Here is an 18,406-nt window from a genome sequence, read left to right as displayed (position 1 = left end):
TACACCCTCCAATCGTCCGTCTGGAGCGTCAGATTTGCATTTTTATCCAAAAACCGCGCGAAAGTCGTGCGCGTCCTACGGCCGAGCTTGGCTTTGGGATGTTTCCGCCCGGCTTATGAATTCGTCAATTGCCTCCACGGGAAGCGGTCTGCTGACCAAATAGCCCTGAAGCCTGTCGCAACCCACGCCGCGCAACCATTCCGCCTGACCAGAGGTTTCGACCCCCTCTGCTGTCACTTGCATGTCGAGGTCATGTGCAAGGTTCACGATGCAGCGGACAATTGCCTGGCTTTTCAGATCGGTCTCGAGATCGGTGATAAAATATTTGTCGATTTTGATCGTGTCGAAAGGGAATGTCTTCAGATAGCTCAGGGAAGAATATTCCATACCGAAATCATCAAGCGAAATTCGTATACCCAGCAGGTTAAGGGTGTTGAGCGTATCGATGTTGTTGACGGTCCGCTCGAGCAGCACGCTTTCCGTTATTTCGAGCTCCAGACGATCGGGCGGAAGTCCGACCAGGTCCAGCGTCTGGGAAATCCGGTCGGTGAGGCCGCTTGTCAAGAATTCGGCCACGGACAGATTGACGGCGACTATGTAGTTCTCCGGCAACTTCATGGCCTCACGACATGCCTGCTCCAAAACCCAAGCGCCTATATCAGGCATCATCCCGTCCGCCTCTGCCATCGGAATAAATACCGCCGGGGGAATTTTTCCAAGCAGGGGGTGGCGCCATCTCAGCAACGCTTCGAAGCCGACAATGCAGTCGCCCTCGGCAATGGGCTGGTATTCGACATAGAATTGCTGTTGGGCGAGCGCCATGCGCAGGCTGCGGCGCAGCAGTTCCCGTTGCTCCAGCAATTCAAGCATTGTCACGTCGAAGGCCTTTGCCCGACCGCGTCCTTCTTTCTTGGCAGTGTAGAGCGCGAGATCAGAAGCCTTCATAAGCTGGTCCGGACTTGTTCCGTCCCGTGGAGCACTGGATATGCCGATGCTGGTACCGACAAAGACCGCGATGCCATTTATCAGGAAAGGTTTTTTGAACGCAGCAACCAGATCTTCCGCCAAGCGGTGCGCCTTGGCCGCGCCCACGGATATCACCGTGAATTCGTCACCTGCCAACCGATAGGCTCTGTCATTGCTGGAAAGGCAGGATTGAATACGCCTTGCAGCCGACTGAAGAAGTTTGTCGCCAGCCGCATGCCCCAGCGTGTCATTTACTGGCTTGAAATCGTCCAGGTCGAGTTGCATCAATGCTAGAGTTTCGCCCGATCCGGCGGTCTCCTGCAACAACCCAGTCAGGTCCTCGCTGAACTGGCGCCGGTTCGGCAGTCCGGTCAGCGGATCGTGGGTGGCGAGATGTAAAAGCGTGGCGCGCTCGTCGTCAACCTGCTCCTCGGATCGGACCACGGCAAACAGATCACCGATCCGATAGATCGTCAGGTCATGTGATCCGCCGAGTGCGCCTGTTATTCGCAAAGGCTGGGCGCTGTCATCCAGTGAACGGAAAGCGAGCATGATTGCCGATTTGTCCAGCTCCGGGAAATGCTCCCAAAAAGACGCGGCTGGTTTGACAGAAGCGGGCAGCGCATTGCCAAGCAAATTTTCAACGGGGTTGAAATCGCGATCAAAGAACAAAAGCCGGTCGATTAGGCCCGAAGTTATCGCCTCCGTTTTTTCGAGGGCCAAGCGGGCAGCAGGAATTTTCCCCATGTCGGAGGCTCTCCCCAGTTGGATGTCATACCAGATATTATAGCAACTTAACTGCCGCACAACTTGTGCACGTCAAGAAATACATTAGGCATTTCTGATTAACAATCCCCAACATCTGCCAATGCGCGTGCGGCTGTGGATGCGAGCGCACTGGTCTGACGAAATGGCTGCCGCCATCAAAAGTTCGTGCGCTGCGGCTCAGGCAATGGCAGCCCACAGTTCGCGCACCATCTGGCGCAGCGCGAGAGCTTCGGCCCATCTGTCCGTCGAGTCGTTACCGTCTCTGCCGGTGATCGCATAGGGTTTAGGCCCCAATTCGCAGGTAAAGACCAGCTCGGCGTTATCGGCTGCGCGTGATCGCCAATGGCGAAAGCCGTAGTCCCACCACTGCAGGAAGAGATCGACCCAGGGCCGGTGGTGCGGAAAGGAGATTTCGATCTGCACCTGCTCGCGGGAAGCGACACGGCCGTGAAAAGCATGGGCATTCTGCAGGATGCGCCTGACATGCGCGTGATTTTCTTCATCAACCGGAAAGGCGAATTCGCGACCCACCAGGAAATGCGACAGATCGGCCAGCAACGGCAAATCGGGACGTCGATCGAGCAGATCGAGCGTAAAGAACAGGTCCGTCGTCATCCTGTCGCGATGGGTTTCGATGAATACCGGAATACCCGTATCTTCGGCGAGCCGCATCCAGCCATCGAGAATCGGCAGGCAATCCTCGATACGGCGGAGGCGGATATCGGGCTGCAGGTTGATGTGGCTGACCGGAAAGGTCGCAGCAAGTTCCAGCGGCAGACGCAAATCCTCGACGCAGCGGGGGAAGCAGACCGCTTCGATCTTCAAGCCCGTGCCCCGGATGGCTTCGTGCCGAATGACATCCGCACGGTTGGTGTAGTGCGCGCTGATGCCATCAAAGCCCGCATCGGAAATCATCGCGACGTTTTCATCGAGTGTGGGCTCGAACCCGTCCGTGTGCCGGCGCTCCATGGCCCAGAGCGACTGAAAGACCAGCAGCTTCTGCGTCATGCGGCCCGCGCGCTTTTCAGAAGGGTCTTGAGGTTTAATCCCGGGTCGGAGAGTTCCGCAGCCGCGGGGCTGATGCCTGCTGCGATCAGGATCTCAGCAAGCTTGATATCCTTGGCCAGGCCGTTGCCGATGCCGAGGCCTGCGGCGGCCACGAGGCGGCCTTCGTCGAGATAGAATTCAAGCTCGCCCGCCACCGTCGCACGTGGGACCGTCTGATGCCCGGGCTGCGGCAGCCCCGCCACCTGAAGGCCAAGATCATACTGGTCCGACCAGAACCACGGAATGGCGGTAAAAGTCTCGGCGGCGCCGGCCATGTTCCGCGCTGCCGTTTCGGCCTGCGCCCTGGCGTTGCGCCAGCTTTCATAGCGGACATGCCCTCCGCCTGGTTGGGCGACCGCCGCGCAATCGCCTGCCGCGTAAATCTTCGGCGCGCTGCTGCGAAGATGCCGGTCCGTCAGAATTCCATTGCCTGTTGCCAGCCCCGCCGCTTCCGCCAGGGCAGTCTCGGGCAGGACCCCGATGGCGCTGACGATGAGATCGGCGGGGACCACGCTGCCGTCGCTGAGGGTGACGCCGTCATTGCCGATTGCCGCAACGCCGCGATCGAGGTGGAAACGCACACCTTCGGCAGCGTGTCGGGCATGCAGCTTTTCGGCAAAGCGGGCGGGAACGGCGCGGCCTAAAGGTTTCGGCGCGGCTTCGATGACGCTGACCGATACATCCATTCCGCGAAGCACTGCTGCGAGCTCCATCCCGATCAGTCCCGCCCCGATGATCGCGACGCTGTGGCCCGGGACGACATTGGAAAAGATCGCTTCGGCATCGGCATGGGTCCGGAAGTCGAGCGCGCGCTCTCCGCCGGGGCAGGCAAGCCGCCTTGGCCGCGCGCCAGTCGCCAGAAGCAGCTTTTCATAACGCAATAGCCGACCGTCGCTTAACGTCACGGTCGCGGTGGCCGCATCCAGCTTGGCGGCGGACAACCCCTTGAGATAGGTGATGCCCGCTGCATCAAGCGCATCTGCCGCACAGATCAGCTTCATCTGCACCGCACGGTCGACGGCTTTCGACAGAGGCGGCCTTTCGTAGGGCAAATGCGGTTCGGCTCCGACCAGCGTAACGGATCCGTGATAGCCTGCTTCGCGCAGTGCGAAGGCCGCCCGGGTTCCGGACTCGCCCGCACCGATGATGACGATACCGTCCATGGCGTACTCCATAAAGAGAGCGGCCGGCGCTCGTGAGGAGGAGATGCCGGCCGGGGGATCAGTTCTTCTTGGCGTATTCGGTCATGTTCTTGGGCGTGACCAGTTCGAAGGGCACCCATACTTCCTTGTCGACGCTGTTGCCGTGGGCAAGCGCGACGGCTGCGTCGACGGCGCTTGCCGCCTGCTGTTTGGCGTTCTGGAAGACGGTCACGTCAAGATCGCCCGCCGCCATCGCCGCCAGTGCGTCCTGCGTCGCGTCGATGCCGACGACGATGACGTCGTCCATCGACACGTCGGATGCCTTGAGCGCCTGAATGGCGCCCAGCGCCATCTCATCATTGTTGGCGAAGATCACGTCGATCGGACGACCTGCCGTGAGCCAGTTCGTGGTCAGATCCATGGCGTTCGTGCGCGTCCAGGCGGCGGTCTGCTCGTCGGCGATGGTCACGCCCTTGCAATCGCCTGCCGAAAGCGTCGCCTTGACGGACGAGGTCCGGTCGCGCGAGGCCTGATGCGCGAGATCGCCCATCAGAATGTAAGCCTGGGCGTCGCTGGCCTTGCCCTCTTTCTTCAGCAGATCGCAGGCGGCTTCGGCGCCGAGCCTTCCGGAATCCGTTTCTTTCGAACCGACATAGGCCTGCTTTTCGGGCAGTCTGTCGATATTTTCCGGTTCGAGATTGAGGTAGACGAGCGGAATGCCCGCCTTTCGGGCGGCCTCGCTGATGCCGGTGGCGGCCGATGTATCGGTCAGCGTCATGATGATCGCGTCCACTCCCGATGCGATGAAGTTATCGACCTGGCTGCGCTGTTTGGAGACGTCGGTCTGCGCATCCTCGATCTGAAGGCTGACGGCGTTCAGCTTGGAGGCTCGTGCCTGCAGCCCTTCGCGCAGCAGCGTCTGGAAATTGTTGTCGAAACTCTGCATCGAAACGCCGATCGTCTCGGCCGAGGCAGCAGTCGTCGTCAGGGCGGCCAGGATGGCCGCCACACAGATTGATTTCATGTTTTCCTCCCAAGGGGCGCCGGGCCGCCCGATCCATTCCGGAGGCTGTTCAGGCCTGCCTGTGTTGCGGGCTCAGATCAGAGCCACGCGAACCTCTCCATCGATCACCTCTGTCGGATAGGTTTTCAGATTCTCGCAGGCGGGCAGCCTCAAGGCTTCCCCGGTGCGATAATCGAAGGCGCCGGAATGCTTCGGACATTCGACCTCGAAATCCATGACCAGTCCGTCGGCGAGATGGATCGCCTCGTGGGTGCAGAGGCCGGCCGTGCAATAGACGCTGTCGTCGGGGCCGCGATAGATGGCGTAGGTGCGGCTGCCGTGATCGAAACGGATGGCGCCTTCCTGCTCGATGTCGTCGAGCTTGCAAGCAGTAATCCAGCTCATTCGGCTGCTCCCGTGACTTCCATGCGCGCTTTGCGGGCGGCGAGTTTTTCCTTGCGCCGGCGGTAGCGCGCCTGCATCTGCGCCTCGCCTTCGGCCGAGCCGTCGTGCCAGGTGCCGAACCACTTATCGAGCGGGATCAGGGCGTCGCCGTAGTTCACCTCGAAATATTTGTGGTGGAGGTAATGCGCATAGGCGTGGCTATCGATGAGCTTGTCCCCGCCGATTTCGACCTTGTCGAAGCCCACATGGCCGGGAATGGCGCCGAAGCCGGCATAATGCAGCTGGTAGAGCATGATGACCGGATTGGACGGCAGGATCAGGTGGTAGAACGCCGTGCCGAGATAGAGCAGGTGCTCGACCGGATGCATCGACAGCGACGACCAGGGCGAGGGATTGACCGAGTTGTGGTGGACCGAGTGTACCCACTTATAGAGGAAGGGCGTATGGATGAGCCTATGGATGCAGAAGAAGTGGAACTCGTGAATGATCGGCACGACGAGCGCAACGAGGGCAAGTGTCCAGGGGTGCTCCGCGAAGCTCAACCAGGGGGCGTAACCGTTGGCGTAGGCCCAGAGCATTGCAGCTTCGATCGCCGTCCAGATCGTCACCCCCGACAGGAAGGTGCGCAGCATGTTGTCGACGTTCTGGCGCTCGAACCAGAAGGCCTTGTTCTTTTGCTCGGACGGAAATTTTCCGTTGTATTTGAAACGATTTTCCTGCCGCTTCAGCACATAGAGATGCACTTCGAAAGCGCCGTAGAACAGCAAAACGCAGATCGCGTTCACGGCATAGAGCCAGGCGATCCAGCCGATGCCGAGCGTGCGCATTGTTTCCACCGGCGGAATGACCCAGGCCCAGTAAGCGACGGCGCAGGCGGCAAAAATCGTGTTCCAGGGAAAGAAGTAATGCGGCAGCCATTTCAGGATCGCCATCAGCCGCAGCGGGAACGCAAACAGCGGGGCGGTTTCGGCCGGCTGGTTCGGCGCCCAGTCGCCGCGCTTGTTGCGCGTGCCGAATTTCAGATCGTCCATTGCTCTCTCCTTCGGGCGGACGGAGCCGTCGGCCCGCATATGCATCTTGATCGGAGGAGAGCGCATTCGCGCCGAGATGTCGCAGCTGTCGACGCATCGGCTCTCCTCTCCGCCTTGAAAGTAGCAGGAGACCGCCGCCGTGCCGAAGCCATTCTTGATCAAATTAGATCAAAGCGCTTCCTTGGTAATTGTTATGAAGCGGATGGGCGCCCGATCCGGCTCGATATCGGTCAAACCGATCCGGCGCAGGATCAGATCGAGCGATCGCCTGGCCTGCGCCTCGGGTGCCTGGTCGAGAACCACATCCATGATGCCGTCCTGCAAGGCGCTGCGCGTATAGTCGGTGAGCTCGTGCCCGACGAAGAAGATGCCGCGTTCGCGCGCATGCCGCCGCAGCACATCGATCAGCGCGGAATTGCCGCCGCCGGCATTGTAGAGGCCTGCAAGGTCAGGATACATCCGTAATGCTGAGGACAGGAGTTCAGCGCCGAGATACTCTTCGTCGAGACCGAATCCCAGGCACTGGAAGCTGGTGGCGCCGGGGTGCTCAAGAAAATAGTCCGAAAAACCGCGGATGCGATCGCGGTGCACCTGATAGATCGGATGACAGATCGCAAAGACGGGACCGGTCCAGCGTGCCATTCGGCTGGTGAAGAGCGCTGCCGTCCGGCCGGCGGCATAATTGTCGATGCCGACGAATTCGCCTGTATGTTCCGAGGCGCGAGTGACGACATGGACTACCGGCAAGCCTTGGGCGCTGACCTTCTCGACGGCCGCGCCGATCACCGGGTTGCTGGGCACCGCCAGGATCAGGCTTGCGCGCCGCAGGCCGGCCGACAAGATGCGGCGCGCGATTTCTTCCGGCTTCATCTCCTCGGTAAAGCTGCGATGCACGATGACCAGCGGGTCGAGGGTTGCCGCGATTCTCTCGAACGCTGCGGAGAGCCTCTGATAGAAGGTCGTTTCAGGACGCACCATCAGCACCTCTATCCGCAGCAGGCCGCGATGGGTGTCCGGAAGCTTGCGGGGATAATCCAGAGAGCGGGCGGCAATAATCACCTTTTCGACCAGCTCCGGGCGCACGCCGCCGCGCCCGTTCAGGACCCGTTCGACCGTGGCAGTCCCGACGCCGGCCTGGCGGGCGATATCCCGGTAATTCGGCTTGCTCACTTTTCAGATCCCTGGAATAGCCAACGCGATATCATCGATCCTATGGGCAATCCGTCCTTCTTCATACAGCCGAGCCCCAAAACTCACAGAGCTGGCAGGAGCGGGTTAAGCGGCACCTGCTGCTGGCGCAAGGAAAGCTTGTATCGCGGGTGCAGTCGATCTATGATTTCTCCCCATTCAGCATGAGATTGCAGGCAGTATTCACCGTTAAACCGGGCGCGGGAGACTTTGTCCTCCGGCCGGCCGAAGGAGCTGGGCAATGAAAATTCTCATGGTTCTCACATCGCATGACCAGCTGGGAAACACCGGCAGGAAAACGGGATTCTGGCTCGAGGAGCTCGCCGCCCCTTATTTCGTCTTCCGTGACGCCGGCGCCGAGATCGTGCTCGCTTCGCCGAAAGGAGGTCAGCCTCCGCTCGATCCGAAGAGCAACGAGCCGGCGTTTCAGACGGAAGACACACGCCGATTCGAACGCGACCCGGTGGCCACGGCTGCGCTCGCAAACACGTTGAGGCTGTCTGACGTCGACCAGGCCGATTACGACACCGTGTTCTTTCCCGGCGGGCATGGTCCGCTCTGGGACCTGACGAACGACCACAACGCCCACACCTTGATCGAGGAGACGCTTGCCGCGGGAAAACCGCTGGCGCTCGTCTGCCACGCGCCGGGGATTCTGACCAAGGTCAAGGCGCCGGACGGCGGGCCGATCGCAAAGGGTCGGACGGTGACCGGATTCACCAACTCCGAAGAGGCCGCCGTGCAGCTCGTCGAGGTCGTGCCCTATCTGCTCGAAGACGTGCTGAGAGAGCAGGGGGCGAAGTTTTCGGCGACGGAAGACTGGGCCGTACACGTCGTCCAGGACGATCAGCTGATCACTGGGCAGAACCCGGCCTCGTCGAAGCAGGCCGCCCGCCTGCTGCTCAACGCGTTGGGCGAGCAGGCCGCGGCCTGAGTCCAATGGCAACGCCTGCCGACATTCCTACACCAGATGAAAGGCGCCAGGCATGAGCAGGAAATATACCGGGAAATGCGCCTGCGGTGCGGTGCAGTTCGCCTTGGATACCGATCCGACCTTTGTCGCCGACTGCCATTGTCTGGATTGCAAGAAGGCCTCGGGCGGCGAGGCCGCCACCTTCTTCGCCGTGCCGCAGGATGATTTCACGCTGATGGCCGGCACGCCGAAAGCGTTTCATTACATTGCCGATTCCGGCAAGGGGCTTGACCGCAACTTCTGCCCCGATTGCGGCGCAAGGCTGTTCAGCAGCAACCTCGAAAGTTTCCCTGGCCTTGTCTTTGTTACACTCGGCAGCCTCGACCGGCCCGAGTTGATACAGCCGGGGATCGAGATGTTCACCAAACGGCGGTTGGCCTGGGCAACGCCGCTCCATCTTCCGCAGTTCGAGGGCATGCCGAGCTGACACACGCATACCCCGAGTGATTTTTCTTGAAGAAAAGATCGATCCCGTGTCGGATCGGTGAGGATTTGTCCGTCCTTAGCTCGTTCATTCCGTCCATTAAAGGATCACGACCATGCCAAGCACCATACGACTGCACCGCGTTTTCGCCACCAGCCCGGAGAAGGTCTATCGGGCCTTCATCGAGGCCGATGCGCTCGCCAAATGGCTTCCGCCGAACGGCTTCCTCTGCACTGTGCATCACCTGGAGCCGGCCGTCGGCGGCACCTTCAGAATGTCCTTCCGCAACTTCACCACGGGCAACAGCCACGCCTTTGGCGGCGAATTTCGTGAACTCGTCCCGGGCGAACGCGTTCGTTACACGGACAAGTTCGACGACCCGAACCTGCCGGGCGAAATGGAAGTCACAGTGACGCTCAAGAAAGTCTCGGTCGGCACTGAGGTGGATATCACCCAGGCCGGCGTGCCCGATCTCATCCCGCCCGAAGCCTGCTATCTCGGCTGGCAGGAGTCGCTACGCAATCTGGCTCGGGTCGTCGAGCCTGACATCAACGAATGATGCAATTGCGCCAGACTTGACGAGCGCCGCCGCACAGCCGCTCGTCACCTCTCCGCCCGTCATTCCGCAAATATTCGATGGAACGGGGGGCGGAGGCGGGACTTGCAGGAGCTGGGGGCGTGCTCGGCCGCAATCGGCCCAATTCTAAGCGTAATCCGCGCTTTGCCTGATCGAGCCGATCGTCTCGCGTGCGGGAAGCAGCGAAGACAGCCAAAGGGAATAGGTCAGGGTCATGCCCGTCGACCACAGGATCATCGGCAGTGTCATCATCTCGGAGATCAGTTTGGCGAGTTCCGGCGGATCGATCTCCCAGGAGAACAACACGACCGCCGCCTCCGGCTGGCCGCTCTCCAGGCTTGTTTTCTGCATGTCCTCGAGCACGGACGCAGTGACGGCTTGTTCGGCTGCTGACGGGTTCTGAACTGGAAGGATGGCGGTTTTAGCATTATTTTCGGCTTCGCCGGACATTTGGAGCTCCTTGTTTGGCTTCGTTGTAGAAAGCCGATCCGGGACAAGAAGTTTCATGACATGTCGATGAAATGATCGGCATGGATTCAGCCGGTGCTGACCTGATCGAGGAAAGCGGAAACGCTCTGACGTTTGAGCCTGCGCTTCGCCAACGCGCTCGCGCGCCGTCGCACCCCATTGCCCGTCAGGACGAGGTCTACCACTTCAGCCTCGGCGATCGCCGTCACGCGTGCCGCGCTGACAAGAGGCCTCTCTCGCAGTGAACTCGGGGAGAAATTAACCGTCGCAAGAAAATCGCCTTTCATTTCACAGTATATATGTTAACACTTTATTAGGAGTGGGGAGTATTCCGGTTCTTGTTTAAGAAAAATGGTGTTTGCCTCGACAATACCGAGGTGACCGCGCGTTCATGCGTGCCGTGTTGGCCTGAATAGTCTTGAATCAGTTCCCGGTTACTTGTTTTGTGTTATGGGGGTTTTTTAATGGCTACGCAAAGCACCGGTGGCAGCACGACTTCTTTCACCAATACGCCACAGGCGAAGGATGACTCTTACATCTGGACGGAAGATCAGCTGCTCAGTCTCCAGCTCTACAATGCGGCCACCAAAACCATAACCCTTGACGTGATGTCGAACGATCTTGGTGGGAATGCCAAATCCCTCTTCTCGGTCGAAGACGGAGACGGCAATCCAATTACCACTGACTATGAGCTTCTTGCGAAAGACGTCGGAGCGAATGGGGCATCTGCCTGGGAGACGACTCTGCTCGGCAATTGGGTCAGGATCAACAATGGAAAGATTGAATACCGTATTAGCGATGGAAGCGGCATCGCGGGCTCGGGCGCGGATATCAACACGCTGTCTGCCGGTGAGATCCTCAAAGATAGTTTCGTCTACGCGATACGGCTCGGCAATGGCACGTTGAGCGAGGCAAATGTCTCGATCTCGCTCACCGGCGCCAACGATGCGGCTTCGATCGTCGTCGATGCGACGGTCACCGACGACCGGGCGACGGTCGAGGCGGGGGCGGCCGGCAGCGGCGATCCGAGTGCCTCCGGCAAGCTGACGGTCAGCGATGTCGACGACGGCGAGGCGGTGTTTGCCGCCCCGGCCTCGCTCGACGGCCTCTATGGCAGCTTCAGCTTCAATGCCGCCAGCGGCAGCTGGACCTATACGCTCGACAACAGCCGGGCGGCGACGCAGGCGCTCAACCAGGGCGACGCGGTCAGCGACACGCTGAGCGTCAGCTCGCTCGACGGCACCGCCAGCCACAATATCGTCGTCGCCATCACCGGCGCCAACGATGCGGCTTCGATCGTCGTCGATGCGACGGTCAGCGACGACCGGGCGACGGTCGAGGCGGGGGCGGCCGGCAGCGGCGATCCGAGTGCCTCCGGCAAGCTGACGGTCAGCGATGTCGACGACGGCGAGGCGGTGTTTGCCGCCCCGGCCTCGCTCAACGGCATCTATGGCAGCTTCACCTTCAATGCCGCCAGCGGCAGCTGGACCTATACGCTCGACAACAGCCGGGCGGCGACGCAGGCGCTCAACCAGGGCGACGCGGTCAGCGACACGCTGAGCGTCAGCTCGCTCGACGGCACCGCCAGCCACAATATCGTCGTCGCCATCACCGGCGCCAACGATGCGGCTGCGATCGTCGTCGATGCGACGGTCAGCGACGACCGGGCGACGGTCGAGGCGGGGGCGGCCGGCAGCGGCGATCCGAGTGCCTCCGGCAAGCTGACGGTCAGCGATGTCGACGACGGCGAGGCGGTGTTTGCCGCCCCGGCCTCGCTCAACGGCATCTATGGCAGCTTCAGCTTCGATGCCGCCAGCGGCAGCTGGACCTATACGCTCGACAACAGCCGGGCGGCGACGCAGGCGCTCAACCAGGGCGACGCGGTCAGCGACACGCTGAGCGTCAGCTCGCTCGACGGCACCGCCAGCCACAATATCGTCGTCGCCATCACCGGCGCCAACGATGCGGCTTCGATCGTCGTCGATGCGACGGTCACCGACGACCGGGCGACGGTCGAGGCGGGGGCGGCCGGCAGCGGCGATCCGAGTGCCTCCGGCAAGCTGACGGTCAGCGATGTCGACGACGGCGAGGCGGTGTTTGCCGCCCCGGCCTCACTCAACGGCCTCTATGGCAGCTTCAGCTTCGATGCCGCCAGCGGCAGCTGGACCTATACGCTCGACAACAGCCGGGCGGCGACGCAGGCGCTCAACCAGGGCGACGCGGTCAGCGACACGCTGAGCGTCAGCTCGCTCGACGGCACCGCCAGCCACAATATCGTCGTCGCCATCACCGGCGCAGATGATGGACCAGCTCGGCAGGCACCGACTGACATCAAGCTGACGCCTGTCGTCCCGGCGGACAGCGTCAACTTCAATAGTTTTGAGTTCAGTGGTCTGCTGACGGCGACTGATCCCGACACGGGTGGATTCAGCTTCAGCATTGCTTCGCAGTCGAACCCTGGCTTGTTTTCAATAACCGGCAATACGCTTAGTTCGGATGCGCTATCGACGAACGGTACATTTTCAGTGACGGTAACGGCAACGCAGACCGGAGATCCTATAGGACCGGCCTTCGAAAAGACCGAGACGTTCACGATTATCACCGGTGGCAATGGCAACTCAGTGGACAATCCGACCGGTGGAACGGGCGACGATGTGCTCTACGGCGGTGGCGGTAACGATATGATGTTCGGGCTGGGAGGTGATGACACTCTTTTCGGCCAAGACGGCAACGACACCCTAAACGGCGGTGTTGGCAACAACACCCTGACCGGGGGCGTGGGAAATGACACCTTCTTTTTCCAAAAGTTTGCCACCACCACGAACCATATGACTGACTTCAATGCTGGGACGAATAGCACAACCGTGGATAAGTTCCAGTTGGACGTCGGAGGCGGCACGTTCGAGTTCGCCGTCGGCAACAACAATACAAGCGTGGACAATGTGAAGGTAGGAAACAACGGCACGATCAATGTTGCCGGAACGGAGATTGGCGTCAAAACGGACGTGAGCGTCACGAACGCAACCGTCCAGAGCACCATCAACGGTTACAGCAACATAACCACAGGGGCGTTGTTCGTATTCCACAATACGGATCTCGGCCATGTGGCGGTCTACTACGATCAGAACCCAAGTTCAGCCGGCGGCGCGGTGCTGGTCGCTGAATTCGACAACATCACGACCCTTGGCGGGCTTGCCAATTTCAACTCGGGCGACTTCTTGTTTGGCTGAGGCGGTCTGTGCTCACGACCAGCATTCTCTACCCGCCCTTCATTCCGCAAATATTCCGTGGAACGGGGGCGGAGAGGCGGAGCTTGCAGGGGCTAGGGGCGTGGCCGTAGTCAGCTGAAGTTGCTAAGCGTAATCCGCGCTTTGCCTGATCGAGCCGATCGTCTCGCGTGCGGGAAGCAGCGAAGACAGCCAAAGGGAATAGGTCAGGGTCATGCCCGTCGACCACAGGACTATCGGCAGTGTCATCGCCTCGGAGATCAGTTTGGCGAGTTCCGGCGGATCGATCTCCCAGGAGAACAACACGGCCGCCGCCTCCGGCTGGCCGCTCTCCAGGCTTGCTTTCTGCATGTCCTCGAGCACGGACGCAGTGGCGGCTTGTTCGGCTGCTGACGGGTTCAGAACTGGAACGATGGCGGTTTTATCATTATCGGCTTCGCCGGACATTTGGAGCTCCTTGTTTGGCTTCGTTGTAGAAAGCCGATCCGGGACAAGAAGTTTCATGACATGTCGATGAAATGATCGGCTCTAAAGTCTGATCCCCCGCTTGGCCAGCGCTTGGCGCGCCGCCGTCGCCCCCCAGTCCTCGTCAGGGTCGCGGCCTTCGATCTCAGCTTCGGCGACCGGTGTCGCGCGGATCAGCGGCACAGAGCCGAAGGGCAAGCCGTCGATGCGGCTGGGGTCGCAGCTCAGGATGATGCGGGTCAGCGGCGCATAATCCTCCGTCAGCCGGCAGAAGAGGATGGCGCCGTGTTTTTCAACGTCACGGGCAACGCGGTGGCCGTCAGCGACGAGATCGCCGAGATTGATCAAGAGATTTGCCCAGTTTGCCGTTCCGGTCGAATCCAGCGTCGCAGGATCGAATTCCATGAAGAGCTCGCATTCGACGCCATTTTCAGGCTCGGAAATGCCTGCCCAGGCAGTGGAGAGGCCGTCGGTAGCGAGGATGAGCTTTTCCGGCGCATCGACGGCAAGGATGCGGCGGTGCGGGCCGAACCATTTCGTCTGGTTATGGACGTTGGCCGTTTCGCGCTTGGCAGCGAAGCCCTCCCGCACGCCGCCGCGGGTCTGCCAGAAGGCGCGCCGCGTGGCCGCGGCCGCCTCATAGACCGGGTCGTCGGGCCCGCGCGGAACGATCGATTGATCATAGGTAGTGTCGATGGTGATCTCGCCGCGCATGAAGGGAAGCTTCGCCTTCTTCCAGCGGATCACCACCTTGTTGAAGCGGTGCGATGCGGCCGCATCGAGCTTCTCGATCACATCCTCGATAATATCAAGCGGCTTGGTCGATTCCTCGCTGACAAGGGTTCCTCCGGCATCGCGATAGCCGCCCGTGCGTGAGGAATGCCCGGCCTGCATGGTGGTGGCGATCCACTCGCCGCTGACGGCGCCCGCCGGCGCCGCCTTGCCGAGAACCGGAGTGAGCTCCCGGATCGCTTCGTCAATCGAATAGGATGCCACGTCGCCCCTCCGCTTTAGTCCCGCTATGGTCGGCTAGCCGTCCGCGAAAGTTAGGGCAGGGGCGTTTCCGTTCAAGGTAGCCCGGCAAGGTGCTCTCCGCCCCTTCGGGCTGGGCGTCTCCTCATGGTCGTTGCGATACGCTGTTGCTTTTGGCGAAGATTAAACAGGGACGGAGGAAGGGGCGAGCCGCGGAGGTGCCCCATAGCGCGCCCTTTCGCAATTATCCCATCACCGCAAACGCGATAGGAAAGGCGTCCCGCCTCAATTACGCCCATCGTTCGGCCTTGCCTTGGCGCTGTCGTTGGTGGTGTCAGACGCTGTTTTTCCGTCTGGTTGCTGGCCGAAATAGGTGCCGCCGAGGTGGCCGCCGGCGCTGGTGTTCCTGACCTGCTGTTCGGCGCGTTTTTGAAGTTCACGAACGTTGGTCTTGCTCATGTTCGGCTCCTCTTTTTAAGGTTTACGACCTTTCACCAACCGATGGGAGCCGACACGGTTCCATATTTTCGGGGAACCCTTCGTCCGGCTGTCGGTTCCTCAGACATGAGATTCCTTGCCGTCATCATCACGGGCTTAGCGGTCTTGGCGCCTGCCGCCCACCTTCTCTCGCTCCCAAACAAGATCGGCATGGGAAGGCGGATTATTTTATCGCTCAGCGGGCCTATGCCGGATGGTGGATCGTCGGCCTCATGCTGCCGCTCGCTTTTCTCGCGAATATCGGCAACGCCGCGGCCCTCAGAGCCGATGGAGCGGCCATGGTGCTGTCGATCGCTGCCGCCGTGCTGATCGTGGTCAACCTCCTCATCTTTATGATCTTCACCCGGATCTTTATGATCTTCACCCGGCCGGCCAATGCGGCGACGAAGAACTGGACCGTGCAGCCGGAACATTGGGAGAGCCTGCGCCGCCAGTGGGAGTATTCGCATGCCGCCAATGCCGCGGTCACCTTCCTCGCGTTCTGTTGCGCCACGCTCGCCTCGATCCGGTGATACCGGAACACTTCGCCATGTTTCCGGTTTTCCCTACTCAACAAGGAGAAACGAAGATGGGCATGACGACACCCAAGGATGGCGCCCCCGGCACGACCGACCAGTCCCCCCGCTGGGAAGGACCGAAGGGCAATAGGCCGCGCGGTTATCTCAAAGCCAAGGACGACCCAGACAAAAACCGCGACGCCAATGGCGAAAACAATCGCGATCCCGAAATGAACGACATTTCCGACGCGATGAAGCAGAAAGGCGAATGACATGGCCAATCCCGAAAAAGACGCAGCCGGCCAGTTCGCCAAATCCCGGGCCCACCGCAAAGCCAGCGGTGTGGCGAGCGCCAAGCCGACCGTGATCACCGGTTCCGAGGACGCCACGGTGAACAAGCACCCGCCCGGCAAGAAGAAGCCCGAGAAGGACTGGGACATCAACTACGATCCCGCCGATATGAATGAGGGGCGGATGCGCTGAGGCGCCCGGCTCGTCCTTCGAGGCCCCTGCGGGGTACGCTCAGGATGAGGCTCACTTGGACGGCGCGGCGCCCGCCAATGCCGCCTCATTTGACGTGGTGTCCGCAGCGCCTCCTACCGGTGCGGCCTTCTCCACGGCTCCCTATCCTGAGGTGCGTAGGCGGAAGGCCGGAGCCTCGAAGGACGCGGCTCCAACATTGCTTCTTGCATCCATCCACCGCCAGCCCACCCGCCCATCCATCGGGGCCTCTTCGGGTCACTTCAGGATGAAGCTCTCGTGAGCGTTGGCGCGATATCTCTCCCCCTCAGGCTGAAGCTACCCACCGAAGTAGGCCGGGTGGTCGATATCGGCAAGCAGGCCGGGCTCCGTCGGCTGCCAGCCGAGGAGGGCGCGGGTATGAGCGCTGGAGGTCGGCACGTCGAAGCCGGCAAACATTGCGAACCAGCGGAAATGCTCCGCCGCCTCTTCCCGCGACAGCGAGACGGCCGGCACGCTGAGCCGCCGGCCGATGAGTTCGGCAATCTCCCGGAACCGTACGCCCTCTTCTGCGACCGCCAGGAAGGGACCGCCCACGGCGCCGCGCTCCAGCGCCAGGCGGTAGACGCGGGCGGCATCGCGCCGGTGCACGGCCGGCCAGCGGTTGCCCCCGTCGCCTACATAGGCGGAGACGCCTTTCTGCCGGGCCGTCTCGATGAGGATCGGCACGAAGCCGTGATCGCCATGGCCGTGCACGGATGGCGGCAGCCGGACGGTGGAGGCGCGCACGCCGCGGGCCACAAGCGACACCGCAGTGATTTCGGAGGCGCGGGGATAGGTGTGCGTCGTCGGCATCGGCGGGTCCTTCTCCGTGCCGATGCGGCCCGGCGCATGGCCGAGTCCCGCAGTGACCAGTAGCGGTCGGTTGGAGCCGCGGAGGGCTTCGCCGAGCGCCTCGATGGCGCGCCGGTCGGCGGCGCAATTCTCGGCGAAATTCGAGAAATCATGGTTGAATGCCGTGTGGATGACGCCGTCAGCCTCGGCTGCACCGCGCTTCAAACCCTCCAGGTCGTCGAGTGTGCCGCGCTGAACCTCGGCGCCGGCGGCCGCCAGTTCCGCCGCTCCCTTGTCCGAGCGGGCGAGGCCGAGAACCTGATGGCCGGCGGCGATCAACTCCTTGACGACGGCCGAGCCGACCCAGCCGGTGGCTCCTGTGACGAATACACGCATGTCGATATCTCCTGATTTGACGGGAGACAGATATCGAGCAGGCTGATATCATGGTAAAGTAGTGATCTTATCATGGTATAATGGCTAACAGGATGAGCGAATTCGTCACCTCCGAGAATCGGCTGGGCGCCTACCTCAAGGACCGCCGCGCCAAGCTCGATCCCGCTGCCCTCGGCTTTGCCGGCGAGCGCCGCCGCACGCCGGGGCTTCGCCGCGAGGAGGTGGCGAGCCGCGCCAATATCAGCCCGACCTGGTACACTTGGCTGGAGCAGGGTCGCGGCGGCGCGCCGTCCGCCGACGTGCTCGACCGGATCTCGCGGGCGCTGATGCTGACCGATATCGAGCGCGAACACCTCTTCCTCATCAGTCTCGGCCGCCTGCCGGAGGTGCGCTATCGCAAAGAGGAAGGCGTTACGCCGCGCCTGCAGGGCGTGCTCGACGCGCTCGATCCGTGCCCGGCGCTCATCCGCACCGCGATCTGGGACGTCGTCGCCTGGAACCGGGCGGCGACCGTGCTGCTCACCGATTACGGCGCGCTGCCGCCGAAAGAGCGCAACGTGCTGCGCTTCATTTTCCTCGATCCGCGTGTGCGCGCCGCCCAATATGACTGGGAAAGCGTAGCCCGCTTCGTCGTCGCCGCCTTCCGGGTGGATGCGGCGCGCGCCGGTGCCGCCGCCGAGGTGGAGCCGCTGGTCAACGAACTCTGCCGCAAGAGCCCGGAATTCCTGGCCATGTGGCGCGACAACGACGTGCGGACCCACGGCGAGGGCGCCAAGCACATCAAGCACCCAGTGCTCGGGCTGCTCTCTTTCGAATATTCGGCCTTTCAGGTGGACGGTCGGCCGGATTTGAGCATGGTGGTGTATAATCCGGCGACGGCGGAGGATGCGGCGAGGATCAGGAGTTTGCTGGGGTGACGGGTTATCCGCGTTATTTACCAGCCAGCTAAATTGGTTCACCGCTATCGGGAATTTTTCACCTATTAGCCGCCTTGGGCATGCTCTTCGTGCCATTGGCCTTCACAGGCCGAGTACCGACGTTGCCCCGCCCATTCCCACTGGCAGGG

Annotated in this window: 21 protein-coding genes; 8 read left to right on the top strand and 13 right to left on the bottom strand. The window is 61.4% G+C overall.

Translation table 11 applies throughout. The features are described from left to right. Window positions 1-75 precede the first annotated feature (75 nt). The 7 genes from Tal182_RS14305 to Tal182_RS14275 form a co-directional block, all read right to left on the bottom strand. Window positions 76-1,713, bottom strand: a complete 1,638-nt coding sequence (locus tag Tal182_RS14305; protein ID WP_085859841.1) for an EAL domain-containing protein — start codon at window positions 1,711-1,713, stop codon at window positions 76-78. A gap of 198 nt (window positions 1,714-1,911) precedes the next feature. After that, window positions 1,912-2,742: a xylose isomerase gene (locus tag Tal182_RS14300; RefSeq protein WP_085859840.1), complete on the bottom strand. Its 831-nt coding sequence runs from the start codon at window positions 2,740-2,742 to the stop codon at window positions 1,912-1,914. Continuing rightward, window positions 2,739-3,944, bottom strand: coding sequence for an FAD-dependent oxidoreductase (locus Tal182_RS14295; RefSeq protein ID WP_085859839.1), 1,206 nt, complete (start codon window positions 3,942-3,944; stop codon window positions 2,739-2,741). Before Tal182_RS14295 ends, Tal182_RS14300 begins: the two co-directional genes overlap by 4 nt. Window positions 3,945-4,002: 58 nt before the next feature. Continuing rightward, window positions 4,003-4,947, bottom strand: a complete 945-nt coding sequence (locus Tal182_RS14290) for a substrate-binding domain-containing protein (RefSeq protein WP_085859838.1) — start codon at window positions 4,945-4,947, stop codon at window positions 4,003-4,005. Window positions 4,948-5,019: 72 nt separating this feature from the next. Continuing rightward, window positions 5,020-5,331, bottom strand: coding sequence for a MocE family 2Fe-2S type ferredoxin (locus Tal182_RS14285; protein WP_004676509.1), 312 nt, complete (start codon window positions 5,329-5,331; stop codon window positions 5,020-5,022). Then, window positions 5,328-6,362: a sterol desaturase family protein gene (locus Tal182_RS14280; protein WP_085860942.1), complete on the bottom strand. Its 1,035-nt coding sequence runs from the start codon at window positions 6,360-6,362 to the stop codon at window positions 5,328-5,330. The genes Tal182_RS14285 and Tal182_RS14280 overlap by 4 nt, the downstream gene beginning before the upstream one ends. A gap of 168 nt (window positions 6,363-6,530) precedes the next feature. Beyond that, window positions 6,531-7,532: a LacI family DNA-binding transcriptional regulator gene (locus tag Tal182_RS14275; RefSeq protein ID WP_085859837.1), complete on the bottom strand. Its 1,002-nt coding sequence runs from the start codon at window positions 7,530-7,532 to the stop codon at window positions 6,531-6,533. Window positions 7,533-7,791: 259 nt separating this feature from the next. Between Tal182_RS14275 and Tal182_RS14270 the strand changes: the two genes are divergently transcribed. The 3 genes from Tal182_RS14270 (at window position 7,792) to Tal182_RS14260 (ending at window position 9,506) form a co-directional block, all read left to right on the top strand. Further along, window positions 7,792-8,484, top strand: coding sequence for a type 1 glutamine amidotransferase domain-containing protein (locus Tal182_RS14270; RefSeq protein ID WP_085859836.1), 693 nt, complete (start codon window positions 7,792-7,794; stop codon window positions 8,482-8,484). A gap of 52 nt (window positions 8,485-8,536) precedes the next feature. After that, window positions 8,537-8,950, top strand: coding sequence for a GFA family protein (locus Tal182_RS14265; RefSeq protein ID WP_085859835.1), 414 nt, complete (start codon window positions 8,537-8,539; stop codon window positions 8,948-8,950). 112 nt (window positions 8,951-9,062) lie between these two features. After that, window positions 9,063-9,506: an SRPBCC family protein gene (locus tag Tal182_RS14260; protein WP_064803462.1), complete on the top strand. Its 444-nt coding sequence runs from the start codon at window positions 9,063-9,065 to the stop codon at window positions 9,504-9,506. Between the two features lie 144 nt (window positions 9,507-9,650). Here Tal182_RS14260 and Tal182_RS14255 read toward each other — a convergent pair whose 3' ends face one another. Together Tal182_RS14255 and Tal182_RS32265 are read right to left on the bottom strand one after the other, a co-directional pair. Then, a complete protein-coding gene (locus Tal182_RS14255) occupies window positions 9,651-9,974 on the bottom strand; it encodes a hypothetical protein (protein ID WP_085859834.1) in 324 nt (107 codons plus the stop codon). 86 nt (window positions 9,975-10,060) lie between these two features. Then, complete coding sequence (locus tag Tal182_RS32265) at window positions 10,061-10,201, bottom strand: hypothetical protein (protein WP_164517791.1); 141 nt, start codon at window positions 10,199-10,201, stop codon at window positions 10,061-10,063. A gap of 255 nt (window positions 10,202-10,456) precedes the next feature. Between Tal182_RS32265 and Tal182_RS14245 the strand changes: the two genes are divergently transcribed. Further along, window positions 10,457-13,222 (top strand): VCBS domain-containing protein, encoded by a 2,766-nt coding sequence (locus Tal182_RS14245; RefSeq protein ID WP_085859832.1) that lies wholly within the window; start codon window positions 10,457-10,459, stop codon window positions 13,220-13,222. Between the two features lie 123 nt (window positions 13,223-13,345). Here the strand turns inward: Tal182_RS14245 and Tal182_RS14240 are convergent, their stop codons facing one another. From Tal182_RS14240 to Tal182_RS32260, 3 genes are all read right to left on the bottom strand, one after another. Continuing rightward, a complete protein-coding gene (locus Tal182_RS14240; protein WP_085859831.1) occupies window positions 13,346-13,666 on the bottom strand; it encodes a hypothetical protein in 321 nt (106 codons plus the stop codon). A gap of 81 nt (window positions 13,667-13,747) precedes the next feature. Next, window positions 13,748-14,680 (bottom strand): hypothetical protein, encoded by a 933-nt coding sequence (locus Tal182_RS14235; protein WP_085859830.1) that lies wholly within the window; start codon window positions 14,678-14,680, stop codon window positions 13,748-13,750. Window positions 14,681-14,941: 261 nt separating this feature from the next. Next, window positions 14,942-15,115 (bottom strand): hypothetical protein, encoded by a 174-nt coding sequence (locus Tal182_RS32260; protein ID WP_088395674.1) that lies wholly within the window; start codon window positions 15,113-15,115, stop codon window positions 14,942-14,944. A 251-nt stretch (window positions 15,116-15,366) separates the two neighbouring features. On the opposite strand from Tal182_RS32260, the gene Tal182_RS14230 reads away from it, so the two are divergent. Genes Tal182_RS14230 through Tal182_RS14220 form a run of 3 tightly spaced genes read left to right on the top strand, consistent with a single transcriptional unit; the run spans window position 15,367 to window position 16,134 of the window. Continuing rightward, window positions 15,367-15,666 carry a hypothetical protein gene (locus Tal182_RS14230; protein ID WP_245344772.1) on the top strand — a complete coding sequence of 100 codons (300 nt, stop codon included), beginning with the start codon at window positions 15,367-15,369 and terminating at the stop codon, window positions 15,664-15,666. Window positions 15,667-15,722: 56 nt separating this feature from the next. After that, on the top strand, window positions 15,723-15,923 hold the full coding sequence (locus Tal182_RS14225) for a hypothetical protein (RefSeq protein ID WP_064803441.1): 201 nt from the start codon (window positions 15,723-15,725) through the stop codon (window positions 15,921-15,923). 1 nt (window position 15,924) lies between these two features. Next, window positions 15,925-16,134 (top strand): hypothetical protein, encoded by a 210-nt coding sequence (locus Tal182_RS14220; protein ID WP_085859829.1) that lies wholly within the window; start codon window positions 15,925-15,927, stop codon window positions 16,132-16,134. A 315-nt stretch (window positions 16,135-16,449) separates the two neighbouring features. Here Tal182_RS14220 and Tal182_RS14215 read toward each other — a convergent pair whose 3' ends face one another. Beyond that, entirely contained in the window at window positions 16,450-17,340 is an 891-nt protein-coding gene (locus tag Tal182_RS14215; protein ID WP_085859828.1) for an SDR family oxidoreductase, read from the bottom strand. A gap of 92 nt (window positions 17,341-17,432) precedes the next feature. Between Tal182_RS14215 and Tal182_RS14210 the strand changes: the two genes are divergently transcribed. Next, complete coding sequence (locus Tal182_RS14210) at window positions 17,433-18,257, top strand: helix-turn-helix transcriptional regulator (protein WP_085859827.1); 825 nt, start codon at window positions 17,433-17,435, stop codon at window positions 18,255-18,257. Window positions 18,258-18,406: the final 149 nt, after the last annotated feature.

Source organism: Rhizobium sp. TAL182, assembly GCF_002117725.1.
GTDB lineage: Bacteria > Pseudomonadota > Alphaproteobacteria > Rhizobiales > Rhizobiaceae > Rhizobium > Rhizobium esperanzae.
This window is presented reverse-complemented; position numbering and strand designations above follow the sequence as displayed.

Bases quoted from the DNA above. Each gene is read 5' to 3' on its own strand.
- Tal182_RS14305 (WP_085859841.1), bottom strand. From the start codon at position 1,713: ATGGGGAAAATTCCTGCTGCCCGCTTGGCCCTCGAAAAAACGGAGGCG.
- Tal182_RS14300 (WP_085859840.1), bottom strand. From the start codon at position 2,742: ATGACGCAGAAGCTGCTGGTCTTTCAGTCGCTCTGGGCCATGGAGCGC.
- Tal182_RS14295 (WP_085859839.1), bottom strand. From the start codon at position 3,944: ATGGACGGTATCGTCATCATCGGTGCGGGCGAGTCCGGAACCCGGGCG.
- Tal182_RS14290 (WP_085859838.1), bottom strand. From the start codon at position 4,947: ATGAAATCAATCTGTGTGGCGGCCATCCTGGCCGCCCTGACGACGACT.
- Tal182_RS14285 (WP_004676509.1), bottom strand. From the start codon at position 5,331: ATGAGCTGGATTACTGCTTGCAAGCTCGACGACATCGAGCAGGAAGGC.
- Tal182_RS14280 (WP_085860942.1), bottom strand. From the start codon at position 6,362: ATGGACGATCTGAAATTCGGCACGCGCAACAAGCGCGGCGACTGGGCG.
- Tal182_RS14270 (WP_085859836.1), top strand. From the start codon at position 7,792: ATGAAAATTCTCATGGTTCTCACATCGCATGACCAGCTGGGAAACACC.
- Tal182_RS14265 (WP_085859835.1), top strand. From the start codon at position 8,537: ATGAGCAGGAAATATACCGGGAAATGCGCCTGCGGTGCGGTGCAGTTC.
- Tal182_RS14260 (WP_064803462.1), top strand. From the start codon at position 9,063: ATGCCAAGCACCATACGACTGCACCGCGTTTTCGCCACCAGCCCGGAG.
- Tal182_RS14255 (WP_085859834.1), bottom strand. From the start codon at position 9,974: ATGTCCGGCGAAGCCGAAAATAATGCTAAAACCGCCATCCTTCCAGTT.
- Tal182_RS14245 (WP_085859832.1), top strand. From the start codon at position 10,457: ATGGCTACGCAAAGCACCGGTGGCAGCACGACTTCTTTCACCAATACG.
- Tal182_RS14240 (WP_085859831.1), bottom strand. From the start codon at position 13,666: ATGTCCGGCGAAGCCGATAATGATAAAACCGCCATCGTTCCAGTTCTG.
- Tal182_RS32260 (WP_088395674.1), bottom strand. From the start codon at position 15,115: ATGAGCAAGACCAACGTTCGTGAACTTCAAAAACGCGCCGAACAGCAG.
- Tal182_RS14230 (WP_245344772.1), top strand. From the start codon at position 15,367: ATGCTGCCGCTCGCTTTTCTCGCGAATATCGGCAACGCCGCGGCCCTC.
- Tal182_RS14225 (WP_064803441.1), top strand. From the start codon at position 15,723: ATGGGCATGACGACACCCAAGGATGGCGCCCCCGGCACGACCGACCAG.
- Tal182_RS14220 (WP_085859829.1), top strand. From the start codon at position 15,925: ATGGCCAATCCCGAAAAAGACGCAGCCGGCCAGTTCGCCAAATCCCGG.
- Tal182_RS14215 (WP_085859828.1), bottom strand. From the start codon at position 17,340: ATGCGTGTATTCGTCACAGGAGCCACCGGCTGGGTCGGCTCGGCCGTC.
- Tal182_RS14210 (WP_085859827.1), top strand. From the start codon at position 17,433: ATGAGCGAATTCGTCACCTCCGAGAATCGGCTGGGCGCCTACCTCAAG.